Genomic DNA, 16,544 nt, shown 5'->3' with positions numbered 1-16,544 from the left:
CCTTGGGATATCAATATGGTCGCGATGTTTTCGGGGCATATCTTGAAAAATTTGCATGGGATGTTTTTGCGCCATCTGGCTTTGGGAACGGCTGCCGTAGTTTTGCTGGCGCCTGCGATGGTGCACGCGCAGGACACAACCGTCCTTCAGCAGATTACCGTTGACGGGCAGGGCGCGGAAAACGCAACTGGCCCCGTCCGGGGCTACGTCGCGAAGAAAAGCGCGACGGGTTCAAAAACCGAAACGGAAACCAGAGATATTCCGCAATCCGTATCGGTCGTCGGCCGCCAGGAAATGAACGACCGCGGCGCGGTGACGAAGATCGACGAGGTGTTGCGGTATACCCCAGGCGTGACGGCGGAGCCCTTTGGCACGGATCCGGATACAGACTGGTTTTACATTCGCGGTTTTCAGGCCACCCAGACTGGGGTGTTTTTGGATGGGCTGAACCTGTTCAGTTACGGTTTCGGCGGTTTCCAGATGGATGCCTATGGTCTGGAGCGGGTTGAAGTCCTGAAGGGGCCTGCGTCGGTGCTCTACGGCGGCGCCAATCCCGGTGGCATCGTTGAGATGATCCGCAAGCGCACCCAGGAGGAACCCGTTCGCGAAACGGAAATCGGCATCAATAATTTCGGCAACGCTTTCTTCGGTTTCGATCTCGGCGACAAGGTGGATGATGAGGGCGTATGGAAATACCGCGTCACCGGCAAGGTCTCGGGCGGCGACAACTATACGAATTACTCCGAGGATTTGCGCGGCTTCATCATGCCGCAAGTCACTTTCGAGCCGGATGCGCAGACAAGCGCCACGCTCTATGGGTATTTTTCGGCGCTTGACCAGGTGCATGTGGGCAACGGTTTCCTGCCTTATGTCGGCACCGTGGCCGACGCGCCCTTCGGCAAGCTCAACCGTGAAGCCTTTTATGGTGAGCCGGACCTTGATAACGGCCGCGTCTATCAATCGATGGTGGGCTACGAGGTCAGCCATGAATTCGACACTGGCTGGAAGATCAGTCAGAACGCCCGCTATGGGCATCTGTACAAGCACGAGACCGGGCCCTATCCCGGCGGCTGGGCAAATGCCGATGCCAACGGCCAGCCGAGACTCGATCCGATCACCAAGGACTATATGCTGACCCGCTTCGGTTACGACGGCGTGTCGAAGGTCGATAGCTTCGGTGTGGATAACCGAGTGGAAGGCCAGTTCGATACCGGCGCTGTCAGCCATTCACTGCTCTTTGGTCTGGACTATAAATATTACCGGCTGGATCAGGTGCAGGCCTGCTGCGGGTCGAATGCGATCGGCGCGCTCAATCCGGTTTACGGTTCGGCGCAGGGAACGAATTTCGTTTATGCCGATAACATCGTGACCCAACAGCAGATCGGCATTTATGCGCAGGACCAGCTGCGGTTCGGAGATGGCTGGCTTGTGACGCTGAATGGCCGTTACGACTATGTCGATACGGAGCTGAACAACAGATTGCCGACGGGCCTGTCCCGCCGCTCCAGTGACGACGCGCTGAGCGGCCGCGCCGGCCTTGCCTACGAATTCGACAATGGCCTGACGCCCTACGTCTCCGCCGCCACCTTCTTTAATCCGCTTATCGATACGCTTGCAGACGGCACACCCGCCGTGCCGGAAGAAGGCCACCAGTTCGAAGCCGGCATCAAATACGAGCCGACGTTCTTCGATGGCAGCATCACCGCCTCGGTCTTCAAACTGGTCAAGGATAATGCTATCGTGTCGTATACGGCGGGTGGGGTGACCACCAGCGGCCAGTTCGGACAGGTCGAATCCACCGGCTTCGAGCTGGAGGCCAAAGCCAATCTCAATGAAAACTGGAAGGCACTCGCCTCCTATTCCTACACCGATATCGACATTACCCGCGATGCCAATCCAAATCTCATTGGCAAATCGCCATGGATCGTGCCCGCCCATACCGCGTCGCTGTGGCTGGACTATGCTTTCACCACGGATACACTTGACGGACTGAGCATCGGCGGTGGCGTGCGCTATCAGGGCAAATCCTGGGCGGATGCGGCGAATACATTGCGCGTTCCTGACGCCGCTGTTTTCGATGCCGCGGTCCGTTACCAGAAGGACGACTGGACCGCATCCATCAACGTCGCCAATGTCTTCGACAAAGAATACGTCAAGGGCTGCGCCGGTGTCTCCGTCTGTGGCTGGGGTGACAGCCGAACCATCACCTTCAAGCTTTCCAAGAAGTGGTAAGGCCTGGTCAAAGGCCGCAGTTGCGGGAAAATTGGTTTGCCACTATAAACATGAATAAACTTATCATGTTATAGTGGCGCCATGGCGCGCCCTGCGGGATCGAGAAGCCATGGCTTTCCGCGTGCGGATGGAAAATGAGATCGACGGTTTTGCCGTTATAGGCGGCCCGCGCTCAAGGGTCTGGAACGGCATCGTTGCCGATCTCTGGGACGTGCGTTGTGCACCGAAAGCAGGTGGACGTTATGTCGGCAAGGACCCGCGTTTTGTTTTTCTGCTGGAGATGGATGGAAAGGATGATGGCAGGTTCGTCATGAACGGCTGCCGCCGCGACAAGTATATTGCCTCCGAGGTGAACCGTATTTCCTTCGTGCCTGCCGATCTGGATGTGCATGCGGAGTTGAGCAACGTTTCCTTCCTCCGCCACCTCGATCTGCACTTCGACGCTGGACTGCTGGGGGCTCGGTTGGTGCAGGGTTTCGATCCGCACGGTTTGCTCGACCCGCATCTGATGTTCGAGGATGAGCGCCTGCTGGCGCTGGCGCGGTTGATCGCAGCCGAATGCGACAATCCCGATCCGCTGCACGATCTCTATGGCGAGAGCCTCGTGCTGGCGCTGCTGACGGATTTTCTGAAAGTGAGGCGGGAGCCGGTCAAAAAGCGCAGCAAGCTCGCCGCCTGGCAATTGAGGGCGGCGACGGATTATATTCGCGAACATTGCCTTCGGTCGATCCGTCTGGAGGAACTTGCGGAACTTACAAACCTGTCGCAATCCCATTTCAGCCATGCCTTCAAGGCCTCCACCGGCGTCCCGCCGCACCAGTGGCAGATGCAGGCGCGTATTGATCGGGTCAAGGATCTGATGATGCGAACCGAGATGGCGCTTACCGACATTGCCATCGCAGCCGGATTTTCCGATCAGGCGCACTTCTCCCGCGTCTTTCGAAAGATGGTCGGGGTGTCCCCCTCGGTCTGGCAGAGGAGCCGCCAGTAGCTGCCTTTTGTTCCGTTCTTTCTCCAAAAAATTCCCTGACGGCATCTGAAACGCACCGGAACGATTTCTCCGGCGACGGGTTTACAGACGTGACCCATTGAGGAAATCAAGGAGGAAACTATCATGTTGCATCAGGAACCCCGCGCCGGCCAGGACCCCTATGTGAAGGACACGCCCAGCCTCATCGCCAGCGACAAGGTTGAAGGCACCCGCGTTTATGGCGCCGACAGCAAGCATATCGGCTCGATCCAGCGCATCATTCTTGAGAAGCGCGGCGGCCGCGTAGCCTATGCGGTGTTGAGTTTCGGCGGTTTTCTCGGCATTGGCGACGATTATTATCCGCTGCCGTGGGAGAAGCTGCATTACGACGAAGAGCTCGACGGCTACCGCATCGACCTGACGAAGGAACAGATCGAAAATGCCCCGCATTTCGCCAATCTCGATGATGACGAATTGCTGAACGCAAGGGATCGTAAGGTCTACGACTATTACGGCGTCGCCCCCTACTGGATGTAAGGCGAATAATCTTGCCAATGGGCATTGTGGCGTTTTCGGCTCATCTTCAGCCGGAAACGCCTGACGAAAACGGCTCCTGTAGGAGCCGTTTTTTCTGTATTAATGTGGGTTCTTCTGCATGTCGGAAACCGCATCTGTGAAGCACTTACGCGCTTCCTCCGGCGATTTTCGCCCGTCTAGTGCAGCGCGGCAGGCACTTCTGGCTCTCACGAAACTCAATCCGCGCCGATTTGGCCAGCCTTCGGTCAACAATGTCAGTGCTTCGAATGGGCCGGCGACGACACTCTTGCCGTTCGCATCCAGATTGACCTCAACAGGCTCTGTCCATCTCTCGTTCTTCATCGTGCACCTCCCAGAGCAACGCGATCCCGAAACAAACCCGACAGCGGAGCAACCCATGAACGCTGTCCTGTGTCACTGCCGCCTAGGATAAGCGCAAGCAATGGAATTGACAACGGTGATCAGCGGAAGCCGAAAAACGATAGGATCGCCAGGACGATAACGACGAGGCCGACGATGTAGATGATCTGGTTCATGATTTTCTCCTTGTCTATGTCATCACCATAACGTGAAGGAGAAGATGCGGTTCCAGAAGCACATGATAATTTAATCACGTGCTAAAAAATTGCGGACATTCCATCGTCACGCGGTGCGGAACGTCACCTCCGCACGATCACCCAGATCGCGTGGATGATGCCGGGCACATAACCGCACAGCGTCAGAAGAATGTTGAGCCAGAAGTGCAGCCCCAGTCCGACCTGGAGAAATACACCAACCGGCGGCAGGATGATGGCGATGAGAATACGAATGACGTCCACGATGACAGGCCTTCCGGTTGACTGTTGACCAGCCGGAGAACGTGTGTGGGGCGGTTTGGTTTCACTTAAGCACGGACGTGCTTTTTGAGATGGATTTTTGTTTGAAAATGGTGCCGCTTACGTGACTCGAACACGTGACCCCATCATTACGAATGATGTGCTCTACCGACTGAGCTAAAGCGGCCCGGTTGTGATCCGTCTGTCACGGATCAGCTTCATGGCGGGCTGATACAGGCAATGCCGACGGATTTCAAGCCTTGAATGCGTGGCTTTTGAAATTTCCGCAAAAAGCTTTGCCTGTCCAATGTTTAAGGGGCGTATCAGGCTAAGGCGCAGATGCGGCCCCTCGCAACCTCGTATTCCTGGACCAGCCGATCAACCAGAGCCGCTACCGGCTCCACCGCCTTGACCGCGCCAATACCCTGGCCCGCGCCCCATATGTCCTTCCAGGCTTTTGCGCCGCCGGAAGCCGATTCGAAATCCATCTTTGAGGGATCCGCTTCCGGCAGCTTGTCGGGGTCGAGGCCGGAGGCGACGATCGAACTTTTCAGATAATTGCCGTGAACACCGGTGAAATAGTTCGAATAGACGATGTCTTTGGCCTGCGCATCGACGATTGCCTGCTTGTAGGCTTCGGATGCGCGGGCCTCCTGCGTGGCGATGAAAGGGGAGCCGATATAGGCCATGTCCGCGCCCATCGCCTGTGCCGCGAGGATGGAGCCGCCATTGGCAATGGCGCCGGCAAGCAGCAGCGGGCCATCGAACCACTCGCGGATTTCCTGCACGAGAGCGAAGGGAGAAAGTGTGCCCGCATGGCCGCCGGCGCCCGTCGCGACGGCGATCAGCCCATCCGCGCCCTTGCGGATGGCCGACCTTGCATGGCGATCGTTGATGACATCGTGCAGGACGATGCCGCCATAGGAATGCACGGCCGCATTGACTTCCGGCACGGCACCGAGCGAGGAAATAACCACCGGGACCTTATATTTCACGCAAAGGCCGAGATCATGTTCCAGTCGCCGGTTGGACATATGCACGATCTGATTGACCGCGAAAGGCGCGGCCGGACGATCCGGGTTGGCCCGGTTGTGCGCGTCAAGCTCTTCGGTGATCATCGCCAGCCACTCATCGAGCTGGCTTTCCGGCCGCGCATTCAGCGCCGGGAAAGCGCCGATGACGCCCGCCTTGCATTGCGCCAGCGTCAGTTGCGGGTGCGAAATGATGAATAATGGTGACGCTATGACCGGAAGACGCAGATTGTCTTTCAGTACGGACGGTAGCATGGCTCCTCCCCCAGATTACGTTTACGCGCACGTAAGTCATTATCGTGTTCGATGTTGGATTGGAAGCGAAAACAGTAACGCGAGGCGTCGCCGAACCTGCGTTCGTAGCGCCACAATAGATCGATTTTCCCCAAGACAATCCGGTCTTTATCACAAACGATGCTTGCGGAGGGGCGGCATAGCCGTTACCGAATCGTGAACCCATGGCGCAGCGCCGCATATTTTGCAAAGCGCATTAGAACAAGGATCGGTCGTGAGCGGACTGGAAACGGCAATCAGAAATGCTCTGGAAAAATCGGACAGATCGAACGCCGAAGTTCGTGCACGTATTTATCAATCGTCCCGTCAGGCGCTGGAAGCGGGCCTGCGCAAGCAGGGCATCGACGACCCGCAGATTGTTGCCCAGCAGCGCCAGCGGCTTGAAAGCCTGATCCACCTCATCGAGAACGAGGAACGCAACCGGCTTCTGGACAGGGTGGAGCAGCAATTGCGACCGCCCGTGCAGGAAAGCGCGGCGCAGGATGATGATTCCGTCTATCCCGTTTCGCAGCCGCCCCATCGGGATGAAGTGGCTGTCGAGCCGGAACTGCGCGGTGAAACGCGCGATGCGCGACCCGGTGCCGCCACGGCCCCGGAATCCCCCCGACCAGGCCGGCGCGGCGGAAAACCATCGAGGAGAGGTTCCAGCGCGGCTGACGCATCGCTTGCCTTCCGCCCCGAAGGTGCTGTTGGTCGCCGCAAGCGCCGCGGGCTTTTTGCCCGGCTTTTCATCTATGTCACGCTTCTGGCCTTTGTCGGTTTCGGCGCCTGGTGGGCCTATTCCTCGGGTGTCCTGCTCTCTCCGGAACAGCGGGATACCAGCGTGCCCAATCCGCCGGCGCAGGTGCAGGCAGAGGACTTTAATGGCGCCGAACCCGCCCCGAGCCTATCGGCCGGGCGTGGTTTTTCCGACGACTGGGTCGAGGTTTTTAACGCCGAGCGCGGTAATTCCGGAGTTTCGGCAGGTCCACGCGCCAATGTCGAAAATATCGCAACGCCCGCCGGCAAGGCAATTCGGGTGACGTCGAGGAGCGTGGCGCAGGATGGCGCCGTCAGCATCGAGGTTCCAGTCGAAGTGATGCGGGACATGGCCGGGAAATCCTCGACCATATCCATTACCCTGCAATCCTCCAGTGACCGGCAGACACAGGTGTCCGTCGCATGCGATTTCGCTACCTTGGGCGATTGTTCGCGCCACCGCTTTACGGCCACGGCCGAGCGCGCCGACATGCTGCTGAACGCGACATTCGAGCGTTCGCTGGCCCCCAACGCGCCGGGCAGGATTTTCATCAATAGCGATATCGATGGCAGCGGCCGCCCGGTCAACCTTTATTCCGTGCGCATCCTGCCGGGTCAGTAAAAGGGTACGAGCAGCCGCCAAAGGCGGCTCTCCTCATTTCTCTTCGGCTTTTCCGAGAAAATTCGGGCCCGCCCCCAATATCTTATTGTCGATCTCGCCGATCGCCTTCTTGTCCTTGCCTTCATAGTCCAGCGAATTGAGAATGTGGCGGATGAGATTGACCCGGGCCCGGCGCTTGTCATTGGCGCGTACCACCGTCCAGGGCGCGACATCGGTATGGGTCTTTTCCAGCATCTCGTCGCGCTTTTGCGTGTAGTCGTCCCACTTCGTCAGCGCGGCTATGTCCATGTCCGAAAGTTTCCAGCACTTCAGCGGGCTATGGCGGCGATCGTGGAAACGGTCGATCTGCGTTTCCCGTCCGATATCGAGCCAGAACTTGAAAAAGTGGATGTCCTCGTGGGCGAGCATCTTTTCCAGGCGCGGCGTTTCCTTGAGGAAGCGCTTATGTTCCTCGGGGGTGCAGAAACCCATCACCGGTTCCACTCCGGCCCGATTGTACCAGGAGCGATCGAACAGAACCAGTTCGCCTGCCGTGGGAAAATGCGAGATATAGCGCTGGAAATACCATTGCCCACGCTCGGTTTCCGTCGGCTTGGTCAGCGCCACGACGCGGGCATAGCGTGGGTTGAGATAAGACCGGATCGCGAAGATGGCGCCGCCCTTGCCGGCCGCATCGCGGCCCTCGAAAACTGCCATGACCCGCTTGCCTGTGGCCTGGAGCCAAAACTGGACCTTCACGAGCTCGATCTGCAGCGCCTCCAGCGCGGCATCGTATTCCTCGCGCTTCATTTTCTTGTCATAGGGAAAATTGCCGGCCGAGAGCTTGTTTTCCTCCACCCAGTCGGGAAGAACCGGATCGTCGATGTCAAAGCTGCGCAGCTTTCCGCCAACGGTAATCTCGACTGTCCGCTTCTTCGTTTCATCGGCCATGGTTTCCTCCGGCTGTTGTTGTGTAAAGGCAACTCGCCGCCAATGAGTTCACATCGCCCGGCAGAATTCAAGCGAAAGAGGATTGCTTGAGAAAGCTGTGGCGGTGTGACGATTGCAGCGTGGAATTTGCACATATACGCTGTGGAAAATATGCGGTGATGAATCTCTGTCATGAAGCTGGCCTATGAGATTTCGATGCGCTGTCGAGCGAGAGTGGAAAGCAGGCTGAAATGGCAGTCATGGAAGGCGATGGTGGATTAAGGCTTTTGGCAAAGAAGCTTGGCCGGAACTGGCTGCCTGTGCTCGTCGTCAGCATGCTCGCCATCGTGGCAGTTTCCGATTTGCACACGCCCTATATGCTGGCCGTCCTCTGGCTCTGCGCGGTCATCGCCATTCTGGCCGTTCGCGAAAAACCGGCCTTTTCCGAAAAGGCCAAAAACGCGGCCGGACAGGTGGATGAGCCTGATGTTCCGGCTGAAAGTGTCATTTCCGGCGTCAGGGCGGGCCTTGCCGTGCTGGATACGCCCGTTTTCATTCTCGATAAGAATGCCAGCGTGCTGTTTCAGAACGGCGCGGCCGAACGGGCGTTTGGTCAGCTTCCCGCCGGGGCGCATATTTCCGCAAGGCTGCGCTCGCCGGGCCTGCTGGATGTCATTCGCGAAACCATCACCACCGGTGAGCCCAATCAGGTCGAACATTCCGAGCGTTTCCCCTCGGAACGGGTCTTCATCGTCCGTATCGCCCGTGCGGATATGGGCGAGGGGGCGGGCCCGCTTTTCTACATCCTGTCATTCCGCGATGTCTCGGAACTTCGCCGCATCGACCGCATGCGCAGCGATTTCGTCGCCAATGCCAGCCATGAACTGCGCACTCCGCTGGCTTCCCTGCGCGGTTTCATCGAAACCATGCAGGGGCCGGCGCGCAACGATCCCAAGGCGCAGGAGCGTTTCCTCGCCATCATGCTCGATCAGGCAACCCGCATGAGCAGGCTCGTGGATGACCTCATGTCCCTTTCGAGGCTGGAGCTGCGCGCCAATATCGCGCCGGATCAGAAGGTCGATCTCGTTCCCGTCATAGGCCATGTGCGCGATACGCTTCTGCCGCTTGCCAACGAACTCGATGTCGATATCACCCTGCATCTGCCGGATGGTCCTGCGGAGGTGCAGGGAGATCGCGACGAACTGGTGCAGGTATTCCAGAACCTCGTGGAAAATGCATGCAAATACGGCCAGGAAGGCAAGATTGTTGATGTCTGGCTGCGGGCTGAGCCCGGCAAACCGGTAGAGGTGAGCGTCGTCGACCGGGGGCCGGGCATACCGGCCGAACATGTGCCGCGTCTGACGGAACGGTTTTATCGCGTCAGCGTCGCCGACAGCCGCTCCAAAAAGGGAACGGGGCTTGGTCTTGCCATCGTGAAGCACATTCTCACCCGCCACCGCGCTCGGCTCATCATTAAATCTGAACTGGGCAGCGGCACGGATTTTACCGTCAGATTCTGACATAAATACCCGTACATACAAAATATCACGTAAATTTGCATTTTAAATCAATTATTTAGCTTGTCACAAATCTTTCATCGAAGTGACATAAAAGGATGGGGCTACGGTGGTTAAGAAGAGGTCGCCGAGCGCATGCTAAGAGCGAGTGCCGCTATCGGCTGCGTCCACAAACAAGCCCACGACGGGAGAGACAAATGAACTTCGTTAAATTTTCCGCAGCAGCTCTGGTGGCTTCTGTCGCCTTCGCTGGCGCCGCCGCTGCTCGCGACCAGATCCAGGTTGCCGGTTCCTCCACGGTTCTGCCTTATGCCAAGATCGTTGCCGAGACTTTTGCCGAAACCTTCCCGAACTTCAAGGCTCCGGTCGTCGAGTCGGGCGGCACGGGTGGTGGTCTGAAGGCGTTCTGCTCGGGCGTGGGCGAAGGCACCATCGACGTCGCCAACGCATCGCGCAAGATCAAGAGCGACGAACTGGCCGCCTGTAAGGCTGCTGGCGTTACCGACGTTCAGGAAGTGAAGATCGGTTACGACGGTATCGTCTTCGCAATGGATTCTTCCAACAAGGACATCAAGCTTGAGCCGAAGGACCTTTACCTCGCTCTCGCCGCTGAAATCGTCAAGGACGGCAAGCTCGTTGCCAACCCCTATAAGAAGTGGTCGGAAATCAACAAGGAACTGCCGGATGTAGCGATCGCCGCTTACATCCCGGGTTCCAAGCACGGCACCCGCGAAGTCTTCGAAGAGAAGATCATGGCTGACGGCTGCAAGGAAGCCAAGGCGACCGACGTCATCAAGACGCTGATCACCGACGCCAAGCAGGCTGCTGCCAAGTGCGTAGCAGTCCGTAAGGACGGCGCTGCAGTCGACATCGACGGCGACTACACCGAGACGCTCGCTCGCATCGACGCCAACAAGACCGGCCTCGGCGTCTTCGGCCTCGCTTTCTATGAAAACAACGCCGACCGCCTGAAGGTCGCAACCGTTTCGGGCGTTGTTCCGTCCACTGAAACCGTTGCCAGCGGCAAGTACCCGGTTTCCCGCCCGCTGTTCTTCTACGTGAAGAAGGCTCACCTGGGCGTTATCCCGGGCCTTAAGGAATATGTCGAGTTCTTCGTTTCCGACGAAATGATCGGCCCGGATTCCCCGCTCGCAAATTACGGCCTGGTTGCCGCTCCGGACGCAGAGCGCGAAGAAATCCGTGCCAAGTTCTCGGCCGGTTCCACGATGTAATGAAGAAGGAGGGGTGCGGCCTGCCGCGCCCCTCATACCATCCGGTGCCTCTCCGCTTGGGCGAATGTCTCCGGTTGACAGTTCCTATTCATCGTCGTCCACATGATTGTCTATGGATTACAGATGGATAGGATGTATCAACCTTGACGCTTGCCGGACTTTGATACAGTCACTTGGCAGGCATTCCGGGATGGTCCAGCGGTCTCGTTTTGATGACTTTTTGATTTGCCCTATATCGCACCGTGCTCCTGCGGCACGCCGAGGGAACTCTAATGAACACATCGATCCTTTTGCTGATACTGGCGCTGATCGGCATCGGCAGTTATCTGCTCGGCAGCCGCCGTGCCGTTGCCCTGTCTGGTGGGCGTCCTTCCAGCATGCATTCCCGAGCCGGTTATCACGGTTCATACGCGGTCGTCTGGGCGGTACTGCCCGCGGCGTTCATTCTCAGCGTCTGGCTGATTATCAGCCCGCTCATCGTGACGTCAGCGGTCCGCGGCGATTTCCCGGAAGACATCCGGGCGCAATCCGAGGCGCAGCAGAGCCTGACCTACGGCATGGTAACCTCCATCGCCCGCGGCCTTCAGCGGCTGACACCGGAAGAAACGGCGCAGGTCGATGCGGACACAAGCGCGGTGAGGCCTCTGCTTGCATCCAAGGGCGTGGCGATTGCCGGTGATCCGGAACGGTTCATGGTTGACGCCGCCCAAACGCTGAACACCATGACCGCCACGAGCCGTCTTGCGATGATCGCTGTCGTGCTGCTGGCCGCGCTTGGCGGCGCCACCTATGCGCTGCGGGCGATTGCACCGCGCTTCCGGGCACGCAACAAGGTCGAAAAGGTCATTCTCGGCGCTCTTCTTGTCGCATCTTCCATCGCTATCCTGACAACGATCGGCATCGTTCTGTCGATGCTGACGGAAGCGATCCAGTTCTTCAACATGGTTCCGGCTCACCAGTTCTTCTTCGGCACGGTGTGGGATCCGCGTTTTGCGGCTGCCGGTGCGACCGATTCATCGGGACAGTTCGGCCTGATCCCGCTGCTTGCCGGCACACTTTATATCGGCTTCGTCGCCATGCTGGTTGCCGTTCCCGTCGGACTGTTTTCGGCGATCTATATGTCGGAATATGCTTCACCCCGCCTGCGCTCGGTGGCAAAACCGCTGCTCGAGGTGCTCGCCGGCATCCCCACCATCGTCTACGGCTTTTTCGCGCTGACGACGGTCGGTCCTTTCCTCAGAGACATTTCTGCGCAGATCAACGGGCTGGCGACGGGTAACTACGCCAACTTCATCCAGGCGCAGAGTGTCATCACCGCCGGCTTCGTCATGGGTATCATGTTGATCCCCTATGTGTCGTCGCTGTCGGATGACATCATCACCGCCGTGCCGCGTTCGCTGCGCGATGGTTCGCTCGGACTTGGCGCCACGCGCTCCGAAACCATCAAGAGGGTCATTCTTCCGGCTGCTCTTCCCGGCATCGTCGGCGCCGTGCTGATGACGGCGTCGCGCGCCATCGGCGAAACCATGATCGTGGTTCTGGCGGCAGGTGTCGCTGCCCGACTGCAGCTTAATCCCTTCGAGCCCATGACCACGGTGACGGTCAAGATCGTCAGCCAGTTGACGGGCGACCTTGAATTCACCTCACCGCAGACGCTGGTTGCCTTTGCGCTTGGCATCACGCTTTTCGCCATCACGCTTTGCCTGAATATCTACGCGCTTTACATCGTGCGCAAATACCGGGAGCAATATGAATGACCGACATCGCCTCTCCCGCAGCTGGTGCGAACGCCGTCAAGGCGACGCGTCGTGATATCGGCATCAAGCGCCGTTATGCCGCGGAACGCCGTTTCCGTGCTTATGGCATGGCAGCGATTTCCTTCGGCCTCATCTTTCTCTTCCTTCTGCTTTTCTCGGTTGTCTCCAAGGGTTACACCGCGTTCCAGCAGACGATGATCACCGTTCCGGTCGAGTTCTCCGAACAGATCATCGATCCCAAGAACGAGCGTGCCACCAATCCGGCCAAGCTTATGACGGCCAATTATCCCGTTCTTGCCCGTGATGCGGTTGCCAAGGTTCTGGGCGTCGCGCCAACGGACCGCACCGGTCTTCGCGCCGTCAACCTTCTGATCTCCGATAGCGTACGTACGCAGCTTCGCGATATCGTCGTTGCCGACCCCGCCGTTATCGGCACCACCCGCACGGTGACGCTGCTGGCCTCGGGCGACGTCGACAGCGCCTTCAAGGGCCAGGTCGATCTGACGGCGGATGAAGCCAATCGCCGTATCTCGAACCAGCAGCTCGGCTGGATGAACCAACTCGCCGAAAGCGGGCAGCTTGGCAAGCATTTCAATACCGGCATCTTCATCAACGGCGCCTCGAGCCGTCCCGAAGCGGCGGGTGTCGGCGTGGCGCTGATCGGCTCCTTCTACATGATGCTGATCGTGCTGGTGCTGTCGCTGCCGATCGGTGTTGCAGCTTCGATCTACCTTGAGGAGTTTGCTCCGAAGAACCGTCTGACTGATCTCATCGAGGTGAACATCAACAATCTCGCGGCTGTTCCCTCGATCGTTTATGGTCTGCTCGGCCTCTCCGTCTTCATCAACTTCATGGGCTTTCCGCGCTCGGCCTCGCTGGTCGGCGGCCTCGTCCTGACGCTGATGACCCTGCCGACGATCATCATTGCGACCCGCGCTGCCCTGAAAGCCGTGCCGCCGTCAATCCGCGCCGCCGCCCTGGGCCTCGGCGCGTCCAAGATGCAGACGATCTTCCACCACGTGCTGCCGCTCGCCATGCCCGGCATCCTCACCGGCACCATCATCGGCCTCGCACACGCGCTGGGCGAAACTGCGCCGCTGCTGCTGATCGGCATGGTGGCATTCGTAGCAAATTACCCGACAACGCCGATGGACCCGTCCACGGCCCTGCCGGTGCAGATTTACATGTGGGCGAATGAAGCGGAGCGCGCCTTTGTCGAAAGGACTTCAGGCGCTATCATCATCCTGCTTTTGTTCCTTATCGTCATGAATGTTGGCGCAATCCTGTTGCGTCGCCGCTTCGAACGGCGCTGGTAAAGGGAGATTGAGCAATGAACATGTTGTCGGAAGCAGCAGTTGAAAAGGCGCTGGACAAGAAAATGAATGAAGTCTCATACAAGATGATCGGCAAGGACGTTTCGGTTTATTACGGCGAAAAACGCGCGCTTTACGACGTGAACCTCAACGTTCGCGAAAATACGGTAACCGCGCTTATCGGCCCGTCCGGCTGCGGCAAATCCACCTTCCTGCGTACCCTGAACCGTATGAACGACACGATCGACGGTTGCCGGGTCACGGGCAAGATCACGCTCGACACCGACGATATCTATGATCAGGCGATTGACGTCGTGGAGTTGCGCGCCCGCGTCGGCATGGTGTTCCAGAAGCCAAACCCTTTTCCGAAGTCGATCTACGAAAACATTTCCTACGGTCCACGCATTCACGGTCTCGCCCGCAACAAGGCGGATATGGACCAGATCGTTGAGCAGAGCCTTCAGAAGGCGGGTCTCTGGAACGAGGTTAAGGATCGCCTGCACGAATCCGGCACCGGTCTTTCCGGCGGTCAGCAGCAGCGTCTGTGCATTGCACGCGCCGTTGCCGTCAGCCCGGAAGTGATCCTGATGGACGAACCCTGCTCGGCGCTGGATCCGATCGCCACTGCCAAGGTCGAGGAACTGATCCACGAACTGCGCACCAATTATACGATTGTTATCGTCACGCACTCCATGCAGCAGGCGGCACGTGTTTCCCAGCGTACGGCCATGTTCCATCTCGGTCACCTTGTCGAGGAAAATGAAACCGACAAGATGTTCACCAATCCGGATGACCAGCGCACGCAGGATTACATCATGGGCCGCTTCGGCTGATCGCGGCCGGCGCTTTATCGCAACCCAACAAGACTGGTGCCGCTGCGGCCCCGCTTCGGGCGGTCGCATGCGAGGCCAAGCCGGAGGAATAGACCGTGAACCAGACAACGACCCATTCGCATATTCTGTCTGCTTATGATGACGAACTGAAGTTCCTGACGCGACGCATCGCCGAGATGGGCGGTCTCGCCGAGCAGATGTGTGCCGACGCCGTGCGTGCGCTCGTCAATTCCGACGCCGCGCTTGCCCAGAAGGTCATTTCCGATGACGCTATCCTCGATCATTCCGAGCGAGAGATCGGCGACAAGGCCATCGTCACCATCGCCAAGCGCCAGCCGATGGCGGCAGACCTTCGCGAAATCATCGGCACCCTACGGATCGCCGCCGACCTCGAACGCGTTGGCGACCTCGGCAAGAACACCGCAAAACGCGTCATCGCGGTCGCCGGAACGGGCGTGCCGCGCAAACTCGCCCGCGGCATAGAGCACCTGTCGGAGCTGGCGCTGGTGCAGCTGAAGGAAGTCCTTGACGTCTATTCGACACGTTCCGCCGAAAAGGCCAATGCCATTCGCGAGCGCGACGAGGAAATCGACGCCATGTATACCTCGCTCTTCCGCGAGCTTCTGACCTACATGATGGAAGATCCGCGCAACATCACCACCTGCACGCATCTTCTGTTCTGCGCCAAGAATATCGAGCGCATCGGTGACCATGCCACCAACATCGCCGAGACGATCTATTACATGACCACCGGCAGCCAGCCGGAAGGCGAGCGTCCGAAGGACGACAGTTCCAACACGCTCGGTTCGGTGACCGAGTAACAGACAAGCAGCGGCTTGCGGAGTTAGCATATGGTGCCCAAGATTGCAGTTGTGGAAGATGAGGAAGCGCTGAGCGTCCTGCTTCGTTACAATCTCGAGGCTGAGGGATATGACGTCGACACCATACCCCGTGGAGACGAGGCAGAGATCAGGCTGCAGGAACGTATTCCGGATCTGCTCATCCTGGATTGGATGCTTCCCGGCGTTTCCGGTATCGAGCTGTGCCGTAGGCTCAGGATGCGGCCGGAAACCGAGCGCCTTCCCATCATCATGCTGACGGCGCGCGGCGAGGAAAGCGAACGGGTTCGCGGCCTCGCCACCGGCGCGGACGATTATGTGGTCAAGCCGTTTTCCACGCCGGAACTGATGGCCCGCGTCAAGGCCATGCTGCGCCGGGCCCGTCCGGAGGTTCTGTCTTCGGTGCTGAAGTGCGGCGATATCGAGCTGGATCGCGAGACGCATCGCGTTCACCGCAAAAGCCGCGAGGTGCGTCTCGGTCCGACGGAGTTCCGCCTGCTGGAATTCCTGATGACCTCTCCGGGCCGCGTGTTCTCCCGTTCGCAATTGCTGGACGGCGTCTGGGGTCACGATATCTATGTGGATGAGCGGACGGTTGACGTGCATGTCGGACGTCTGCGCAAGGCGCTCAATTTTTCCCATATGCAGGATGTCATCCGCACCGTGCGCGGTGCCGGATATTCGATGGAAGCCTGATCGGAACCGAACTGAGGGTTCCCCTCAGCATGACGTTCCGCCAAAATAAAAAGGCCCGAAACCGGTCTGGTGTCGGGCCTTTTTATTTTGAACCTTCCGCAAGCACGATAATTTCATCTCTTTGACGAGCGGTTGAGAGTCCACCGAAATTCGATTGAGGGGCGAAACCCGACGACGATGAATAAGCCTTGATGTTCTGCTGTCGCTGT

At 58.5% G+C, this 16,544-nt stretch carries 15 protein-coding genes and 1 tRNA gene; 11 read left to right on the top strand and 5 right to left on the bottom strand.

What is annotated here, in order from left to right:
* Positions 1–24: 24 nt before the first annotated feature.
* From DOU54_RS21190 to DOU54_RS21180, 3 genes are all read left to right on the top strand, one after another.
* Complete coding sequence (locus DOU54_RS21190) at positions 25–2,232, top strand: TonB-dependent siderophore receptor (RefSeq protein WP_162749562.1); 2,208 nt, start codon at positions 25–27, stop codon at positions 2,230–2,232.
* A 109-nt stretch (positions 2,233–2,341) separates the two neighbouring features.
* Entirely contained in the window at positions 2,342–3,223 is an 882-nt protein-coding gene (locus DOU54_RS21185; protein WP_162719254.1) for a helix-turn-helix domain-containing protein, read from the top strand.
* Between the two features lie 123 nt (positions 3,224–3,346).
* On the top strand, positions 3,347–3,739 hold the full coding sequence (locus DOU54_RS21180; RefSeq protein ID WP_112555918.1) for a PRC-barrel domain-containing protein: 393 nt from the start codon (positions 3,347–3,349) through the stop codon (positions 3,737–3,739).
* Between the two features lie 99 nt (positions 3,740–3,838).
* Here the strand turns inward: DOU54_RS21180 and DOU54_RS21175 are convergent, their stop codons facing one another.
* The 4 genes from DOU54_RS21175 to DOU54_RS21160 all read right to left on the bottom strand — a co-directional run bounded on the left by DOU54_RS21175 (position 3,839) and on the right by DOU54_RS21160 (position 5,840).
* A complete protein-coding gene (locus tag DOU54_RS21175; RefSeq protein WP_006698942.1) occupies positions 3,839–4,081 on the bottom strand; it encodes a DUF982 domain-containing protein in 243 nt (80 codons plus the stop codon).
* Between the two features lie 317 nt (positions 4,082–4,398).
* The gene (locus DOU54_RS21170; protein WP_004439740.1) at positions 4,399–4,557 is read right to left on the bottom strand and encodes a YqaE/Pmp3 family membrane protein; all 159 of its coding nucleotides are present in this window, start codon (positions 4,555–4,557) and stop codon (positions 4,399–4,401) included.
* A gap of 108 nt (positions 4,558–4,665) precedes the next feature.
* A tRNA-Thr gene (locus DOU54_RS21165) sits at positions 4,666–4,741 on the bottom strand.
* A 136-nt stretch (positions 4,742–4,877) separates the two neighbouring features.
* Positions 4,878–5,840, bottom strand: coding sequence for an NAD(P)H-dependent flavin oxidoreductase (locus DOU54_RS21160; protein WP_022555560.1), 963 nt, complete (start codon positions 5,838–5,840; stop codon positions 4,878–4,880).
* A 253-nt stretch (positions 5,841–6,093) separates the two neighbouring features.
* Here DOU54_RS21160 and DOU54_RS21155 point away from each other — a divergent pair, with 253 nt between their 5' ends.
* A complete protein-coding gene (locus DOU54_RS21155) occupies positions 6,094–7,239 on the top strand; it encodes a hypothetical protein (protein ID WP_004439757.1) in 1,146 nt (381 codons plus the stop codon).
* Between the two features lie 33 nt (positions 7,240–7,272).
* On the opposite strand, the gene ppk2 is transcribed toward DOU54_RS21155, so the two are convergent.
* On the bottom strand, positions 7,273–8,169 hold the full coding sequence (gene ppk2 / locus DOU54_RS21150) for a polyphosphate kinase 2 (protein ID WP_006698945.1): 897 nt from the start codon (positions 8,167–8,169) through the stop codon (positions 7,273–7,275).
* 230 nt (positions 8,170–8,399) lie between these two features.
* On the opposite strand from ppk2, the gene phoR reads away from it, so the two are divergent.
* From phoR to phoB, 7 genes are all read left to right on the top strand, one after another.
* Complete coding sequence (gene phoR, locus DOU54_RS21145) at positions 8,400–9,668, top strand: phosphate regulon sensor histidine kinase PhoR (RefSeq protein ID WP_113380912.1); 1,269 nt, start codon at positions 8,400–8,402, stop codon at positions 9,666–9,668.
* Positions 9,669–9,862: 194 nt separating this feature from the next.
* On the top strand, positions 9,863–10,897 hold the full coding sequence (locus DOU54_RS21140; RefSeq protein WP_004439763.1) for a substrate-binding domain-containing protein: 1,035 nt from the start codon (positions 9,863–9,865) through the stop codon (positions 10,895–10,897).
* A gap of 272 nt (positions 10,898–11,169) precedes the next feature.
* Positions 11,170–12,654: a phosphate ABC transporter permease subunit PstC gene (gene pstC / locus DOU54_RS21135; protein WP_004439765.1), complete on the top strand. Its 1,485-nt coding sequence runs from the start codon at positions 11,170–11,172 to the stop codon at positions 12,652–12,654.
* Entirely contained in the window at positions 12,651–13,970 is a 1,320-nt protein-coding gene (gene pstA, locus DOU54_RS21130) for a phosphate ABC transporter permease PstA (protein ID WP_006698947.1), read from the top strand. Before pstC ends, pstA begins: the two co-directional genes overlap by 4 nt.
* A 14-nt stretch (positions 13,971–13,984) precedes the next feature.
* Positions 13,985–14,800 carry a phosphate ABC transporter ATP-binding protein PstB gene (pstB, locus tag DOU54_RS21125; RefSeq protein ID WP_003519986.1) on the top strand — a complete coding sequence of 272 codons (816 nt, stop codon included), beginning with the start codon at positions 13,985–13,987 and terminating at the stop codon, positions 14,798–14,800.
* Positions 14,801–14,895: 95 nt separating this feature from the next.
* Complete coding sequence (phoU, locus tag DOU54_RS21120) at positions 14,896–15,621, top strand: phosphate signaling complex protein PhoU (RefSeq protein WP_004439770.1); 726 nt, start codon at positions 14,896–14,898, stop codon at positions 15,619–15,621.
* A gap of 30 nt (positions 15,622–15,651) precedes the next feature.
* A complete protein-coding gene (phoB, locus tag DOU54_RS21115) occupies positions 15,652–16,335 on the top strand; it encodes a phosphate regulon transcriptional regulator PhoB (RefSeq protein WP_003493692.1) in 684 nt (227 codons plus the stop codon).
* Positions 16,336–16,544 lie beyond the last annotated feature (209 nt).

This window comes from Agrobacterium sp. MS2 (assembly GCF_003261015.1).
In the GTDB taxonomy this organism is placed as follows: Bacteria; Pseudomonadota; Alphaproteobacteria; order Rhizobiales; family Rhizobiaceae; genus Agrobacterium; species Agrobacterium pusense.
This window is presented reverse-complemented; position numbering and strand designations above follow the sequence as displayed.

Bases quoted from the DNA above. Each gene is read 5' to 3' on its own strand.
- pstC (WP_004439765.1), top strand. From the start codon at position 11,170: ATGAACACATCGATCCTTTTGCTGATACTGGCGCTGATCGGCATCGGC.
- DOU54_RS21140 (WP_004439763.1), top strand. From the start codon at position 9,863: ATGAACTTCGTTAAATTTTCCGCAGCAGCTCTGGTGGCTTCTGTCGCC.
- DOU54_RS21185 (WP_162719254.1), top strand. From the start codon at position 2,342: ATGGCTTTCCGCGTGCGGATGGAAAATGAGATCGACGGTTTTGCCGTT.
- DOU54_RS21160 (WP_022555560.1), bottom strand. From the start codon at position 5,840: ATGCTACCGTCCGTACTGAAAGACAATCTGCGTCTTCCGGTCATAGCG.
- DOU54_RS21180 (WP_112555918.1), top strand. From the start codon at position 3,347: ATGTTGCATCAGGAACCCCGCGCCGGCCAGGACCCCTATGTGAAGGAC.
- phoB (WP_003493692.1), top strand. From the start codon at position 15,652: ATGGTGCCCAAGATTGCAGTTGTGGAAGATGAGGAAGCGCTGAGCGTC.
- DOU54_RS21190 (WP_162749562.1), top strand. From the start codon at position 25: ATGTTTTCGGGGCATATCTTGAAAAATTTGCATGGGATGTTTTTGCGC.
- ppk2 (WP_006698945.1), bottom strand. From the start codon at position 8,169: ATGGCCGATGAAACGAAGAAGCGGACAGTCGAGATTACCGTTGGCGGA.
- pstB (WP_003519986.1), top strand. From the start codon at position 13,985: ATGAACATGTTGTCGGAAGCAGCAGTTGAAAAGGCGCTGGACAAGAAA.
- pstA (WP_006698947.1), top strand. From the start codon at position 12,651: ATGACCGACATCGCCTCTCCCGCAGCTGGTGCGAACGCCGTCAAGGCG.
- DOU54_RS21175 (WP_006698942.1), bottom strand. From the start codon at position 4,081: ATGAAGAACGAGAGATGGACAGAGCCTGTTGAGGTCAATCTGGATGCG.
- phoR (WP_113380912.1), top strand. From the start codon at position 8,400: ATGGCAGTCATGGAAGGCGATGGTGGATTAAGGCTTTTGGCAAAGAAG.